Consider the following 5797-nt stretch of genomic DNA (forward strand, 5'->3'; position numbering starts at 1 on the left):
CGCGCGGTTGGCTTGCGTGCTCATGGTCAGCCCGTGCGGCTCGCCGGTGCCGATCACGGTCCAGCCGGTCCCGTGGCGGCTCAGGTGGGAGGAGCAACGTGAAGGTCGTGCCTTCACCCGCGGCGCTGCGTACCTCGATGTACCCGCCGTGTAGGCGCGCATTCTCCCATGCGATCGCCAAGCCCAGGCCGGTGCCGTGCGACCGGTTCCGGGCTCGGTCGGCCTTGTAGAACCGGTCGAACACACGAGCTGCCACGTCGGGGTCGACACCAGGCCCGCTGTCATGGGCCGCGATTCCCACCCATGGCATCGACATGCCGTGCTTTGCCCTCTGGAATACCGTGACCGTCACAGGTGGGGCACCATGACGCAATGCGTTGCCGACCAAGTTGGCAATGATCACGTCCAACCGCCGTGGATCGACCGTGACGACGACGTTGGGCTGCTCGGCCGCCGGGACGGTATAGACGTCGACCAGCGACGACCATCCACGTGCGTCGAGCGCACCCGTCACCATGGAGGTCACGTCCACGTCCTCAAGCACGAGCGTCGCCTGACCGGAATCGAACCGGCTGATCTCGATCAGATCCTCGACAAGGGCGGCCAGCCGATGCGTCTCGGCGCTCAGCACGCGTGCGGCGAGCGCGCCGTCGCCACCCAACCGTTCCGCCTCGCTGTCCAGCGTCTCAGTTACCGCCGTCATCGCGGCCAGCGGCGTACGTAGCTCGTGGGACACGTCTGCGACGAACCGTCGGGAGTTCGCCTCCTCGCGTCGCAACCGGTCTACGGACTGCTCCAGCTGGCCGGCCGCCGAGTTGAAGCTCATCACCAGTTGTGTCATCTCGTCGGCGCCACGCACCGGAAGCCTCGTGTCGAGCGCCCCGTCACCGAGACGCTTCGCGCCCTGGCTCAGCTGGCGCACCGGCCTCAACACACTCCGCGCCGCCAGGAGGGCGAGAAGCAGCGCGGCCACACCGGAGACGACGAGCGCGGCCCCGGCATCGCTCAGGAGCTCCTCGAGGCTCTCCTGCTGGCCTAACTGGGAGAAGCGCTGGTACACCTCGATGCCGGTCGGTTCGAGACCCACCCGCACTGTGGTGCCGACATAGAGAACCGGGTCGCCGAACTCGTCGACGCGCTGGAAGTGCACCCGGTCGCTGCCTCCCACGGCGTCGAGCAGCGTCGGCGGCACGAATTCGGGATCGAGTGTTCCCGACAGCCGGTCGATCTCCCCGGTTTCGCGGTCGCGGTAGAGAGCGATGTTCGTGCCGCCGAGGCCACTGGAGAACTCGCCAAGGGAGTCGACGTCGAGCTGCGGGGTCTCGTTCGCGATCTCACGCACCCGGTCGAGGAACTCGCCCATGACCTGATCTTGCGTGCTCTGCAACACGGCGTTCCGGGCGGAGACATAGCTGATGCCCGTCGTCGCGACGCCGGTGCCGAGCGCCACCAGAAGAAACACCACGACCAGCCTCGGACGTAAGCCCAGAAGTAGCGCCCGCCACCGAGGCGCAGAAGCCGGCGAAGCCGATCGTGTCATAGCGGCCCGAACCGGTAGCCGAAGCCACGCACCGTCTGGATGTATACCGGGCAGGCCGGAACGTCCTCGATCTTGGCCCGCACGCGTTGCACGCAGGCGTCGACGATGCGCGAGTCGCCGAGATAGTCATGCTCCCACACCAGCTGCAACAGCTGCTGGCGGCTGAACACCCGCGCGGGCGCTCCGGACAGGGTCAGCAGCAGCCGTAGCTCCGTCGGCGTCAGCCCGACCGGCTCGCCGTCGTTCGTCACGCTGACGGCCGACCGATCGATGACGAGGCCGCCGTGGTTCTCGGCATGTCCGTCGGTCTGAACCGTCCGGCGCAAGACAGCCCGGATGCGCGCGTCCAGCACCCTGGGTATCACGGGCTTGATCACGTAGTCGTCGGCTCCGGCTTCCAGGCCACTGACCACGTCGATGTCGTTGCTGCGGGCGGTCAACATGACGATGGGGACGGCGCTGTGCGCGCGAATCCGCCGGCATACCTCGAAGCCGTCGATATCAGGCAGCATGAGGTCGAGGACGACGATGTCCGCTCCGCCGGCGTGCAGGTACTTCAACCCGTCTTCACCGGTGGCCGCCGTCGTCACGTCGTGCCGGTGCCGGCGCAAGGCCATCTCGAGCGCATCCCGGACGGACACGTCGTCTTCGACGAGCAGGACACGCGGCATCCCCCGATTGTTTCAGCACGGCCCCCGTCGAGGCCGCGGCGCCGGCGGATTGTGACAAGACCATGACATGCTCGAACCTGCCGGACGTCTCTGTCCGGCCAAGGCGACCGACTCGGCGGATCACCGGTGAGCCGCGCGTCGTCGCATCGCCCACTGCAGCATCCGATTCGTCCAGCCCGGCAGGGTGACGCCCCACTCGCCGAGCGTCTCCACCACACCGCCTCCCGTCCCCAGCTTCCAACGCAGGAGGCCGAAGGCGGGATCGTCAGGGTCCAGACTGGTCGGAACACCTCGCATGTCGTAGACGTCCGCTCTGCCTGCGCGCGCGGCACGGATCATCTGCCACTGCAGGGCGTGGCTGGGTCGCACGTCGCGGCCCGCGGTGGCGGACGCGCCTGTCAGATACCAGGACCGCGCGCCCAGCGTGACCATTGTGTGTGCCGCGAGTACCTCGTCGTGATGCCACGCCAGGTACAGCTTCATCCGTCCGGGCATCTCGTCGTTGAGCGCGCGGTATTGCCGCTGGAAGTAGCCGAGGGACCGGCCTAGCCGGAAGTCGTTGCGTCGCTCGGTCTCCTGGAGCAGGCGAAAGAGCGTGGGCAGGTCCTGTTCCGCGCCAACGGTGACGACGACGTGCTCGTGCTCGGCTCGACGGACGCTTCGCCGCCAGGCCTGGTTCAACCCGGACCACAGGTCGTCGTCGTTGAGCCCGGCCATGGGCACGGTGAACAGGTAGCGGGGTTGCGCGTCCCCGCCTGCTGGCCCGTCGTCGCAGCGGCGCCATCCGGACGAGCGCAACTGTTCTGCGACCGAGACCGCCACCGGATTAGTGGCGTCCGGGCCCACGTGCGTCAGCCGCCGCCCGGGTCCGGTGGCGGCCTTCAGGGTGGCCGCGCTCCAGCGCTTGTACTCCAATGGCGGCCCCATCCGGACGGCGAAGGCACCCAACTTCCACAGATTCTCGGTGAGCAACCCCAGTTGCTCCCCGATGTCCTTACGGGACCAATCCAGCACCGGCCCTTCCGGCAGGTACGCGAAGAACCTCCGGGTACCTGGGGCTCGACGGCACAGCACCATGGCGGCGCCGACCTGTACGGCGCCATCGAACCAGCCGAGGAACTCGGGCCACCAGGCTTCCTTGACGTCCGCCCACGAGGGGTGCTGGAGAAAGCTGACCTGACCTTTCGCGCCCATCCGGTGCACGAACCTCGCGTGCACCTCGCGGGCGACCGGACGGACGACCAGGCTCGAGTTCGGCAGGAACACCGCATTCGGCGCGATTGACGTGAACATGATCCAACCGTCGCGGCTCGATGTCCGCGGCCAGTCTGTGAATTGTCATGGTTTCGTCACGGGATCGACGACGGCGGCGTCCTGGAGGCCGCTTTGCGGCGCAGGGGTGCGCCGCAGCTTGGTGTCACAGCCGCACTGACTGTGACACCAAGCTTGCGGAAGCGGGGCCCGGACCCCAGGTGATCTACGGCCCTATAGACCTGTCAGTCGTCTGGGTCGTATCCGAGATTCGGGGACAGCCACTTCTCCGCCTCGGCCAGCGTCCAACCCTTGCGCTCGGCGTAGTCGGCGACCTGGTCCCGGCCCAGCCGGCCGACGACGAAGTACTGCGCGTCGGGGTGGCCGTAGTACATGCCGGACACCGAGGCGCCGGGCCACATCGCCATCGACTCGGTGAGCTTGATCCCGGTCGAGGCCTCGACGTCGAGCAACTCCCAGATCGTCTGCTTCTCGGTGTGGTCCGGGCAGGCCGGATACCCGGGTGCGGGCCGGATGCCGGGGTAGCGCTCCGCGATCAGATCGTCGTTGGACAACGACTCGTCCGAGTAACCCCAGAATTCGGTACGCACCCGCTGGTGGAGCCGCTCGGCAAAGGCTTCGGCGAGCCGATCGGCGAGTGACTCCAACAGGATCGCCGAGTAGTCGTCCAGAGCCTCCCTGAACGCCGTCACCCTCTCCGGCAGGCCGATGCCGGCCGTCACCGCGAACGCTCCGACCCAGTCGCCGCCTGGCACGTCGGCATCGAGCGGCGCGACGTAGTCCGCGATCGACCGGTTGGGGATACCCTCGCGGTGTTCGCCCTGCTGCCGCAGCTGGTACAGGGTCGCGCGCACCTCGGACCGCTCGTCGTCGGTGTAGACGAGGACGTCCTCACCGGTACTCGCGGCCGGGAACAGCCCGTAGACACCGCGTGCGGTGACCCACTTCTCGGCGATCATCCGGTCGAGCATGACCTGCGCGTCGTCGTACAGCTTCCGCGCGGCCTCGCCCGTCGCCGGGTTGTTGAGGATGTCGGGGAACTTGCCCTTCATCTCCCAGGCGTTGAAGAACGGCTGCCAGTCGATGTACTCCCGTAGCTCGGCGATGTCATAGTCGTCGAGCACGTGCACACCAGGCGTGTTCGGCGCCGACGGCTTGTATTCGGTCCAATCGATCGGGGTGGCGTTGGCCTTCGCGTCGTCGAACGAGAGCCGCGGACGCTCCGACTTCTGCGCATGGCGGGTGCGCAGCGCGTCGTAGTCGGCCTTCACCTCGGCGAGCAGATCGGTGCGACGGTCGTCGTGCAGCAGCGCGGCCGCGGTCGGGACCGACCGGGACGCGTCCTTCACCCACACGACCGGACCGTTGTACTTCGGATCCACCTTCACCGCCGTGTGAGCACGCGACGTCGTGGCGCCCCCGATCAGCAGCGGGACCTCGAGATCGAGCCGTTGCATCTCGTTGGCGAAGTTGACCATCTCGTCGAGGCTCGGCGTGATCAGACCGGAGAGGCCGATGATGTCCGCCCCGTGCTCCTGAGCGGCGTCGAGGATCTTCTGCGCCGGAACCATGACGCCGAGGTCGATGACCTCGTAGTTGTTGCACTGCAGCACCACGCCGACGATGTTCTTGCCGATGTCGTGGACGTCACCCTTCACGGTAGCGAGCACGATGGTGCCGTTGGTGTCCTTCTCGCCGGTGGTGCCGTTGTCCACCTTCTCCTGCTCGATGAACGGGATCAGGTAGGCGACTGCCTTCTTCATCACCCGCGCGGACTTCACCACCTGCGGCAGGAACATCTTGCCGGCGCCGAAGAGATCGCCGACGACGTTCATGCCGTCCATCAGCGGGCCCTCGATCACCTCGATCGGGCGGCCACCTCTGGCGGCGATCTCGGCCCGCAGCTCCTCGGTGTCAGCCTCGGTGTAGGCGTCGATGCCCTTGACCAGGGCGTGCGTGATGCGCTCCCCCACCGGCAGCTCGCGCCACTCCTCGGCAGCCTCCTCGGCCTTCTCCCCGGAGCCGCGGTACTGCTCAGCCAGGCCGAGCAGACGCTCGGTAGCGGCCTGCGGATCGTCGGTCCGGTTGAGAACGACATCCTCGATCGCGTCGCGCAGCTCGGCGTCGACCTCGTCGTAGACCGTGAGGGCGCCCGCGTTGACGATGCCCATGTCGAGCCCGGCGTCGACCGCGTGGTAGAGGAAGACCGCGTGGATCGCCTCGCGGACCGGGTTGTTACCACGGAAGCTGAAGCTCACATTGGAGATGCCGCCGGACACCTTGGCGCCCGGCAGATTCTGCTTGATCCACCGGG

4 protein-coding genes are annotated in these 5797 nt (G+C 67.4%); all 4 read right to left on the reverse strand.

Annotated features, from left to right (window positions below):
- The coding region (locus tag ELR45_RS20030; protein WP_205856924.1) for a sensor histidine kinase at positions 1–1462 on the reverse strand (1462 nt) is incomplete at its 3' end.
- Between the two features lie 74 nt (positions 1463–1536).
- Entirely contained in the window at positions 1537–2211 is a 675-nt protein-coding gene (locus tag ELR45_RS20035) for a response regulator transcription factor (protein ID WP_129667933.1), read from the reverse strand.
- A 120-nt stretch (positions 2212–2331) separates the two neighbouring features.
- Positions 2332–3504 carry a lipid II:glycine glycyltransferase FemX gene (locus ELR45_RS20040; protein WP_129667934.1) on the reverse strand — a complete coding sequence of 391 codons (1173 nt, stop codon included), beginning with the start codon at positions 3502–3504 and terminating at the stop codon, positions 2332–2334.
- 203 nt (positions 3505–3707) lie between these two features.
- Positions 3708–5797 (reverse strand): vitamin B12 dependent-methionine synthase activation domain-containing protein (locus tag ELR45_RS41130; protein ID WP_240759906.1); only part of this gene is annotated, 2090 nt, incomplete at its 5' end.

The sequence above is a fragment of the Phytoactinopolyspora endophytica genome (genome assembly GCF_004138495.1).
GTDB classification, from domain to species: domain Bacteria; phylum Actinomycetota; class Actinomycetes; order Jiangellales; family Jiangellaceae; genus Phytoactinopolyspora; species Phytoactinopolyspora endophytica.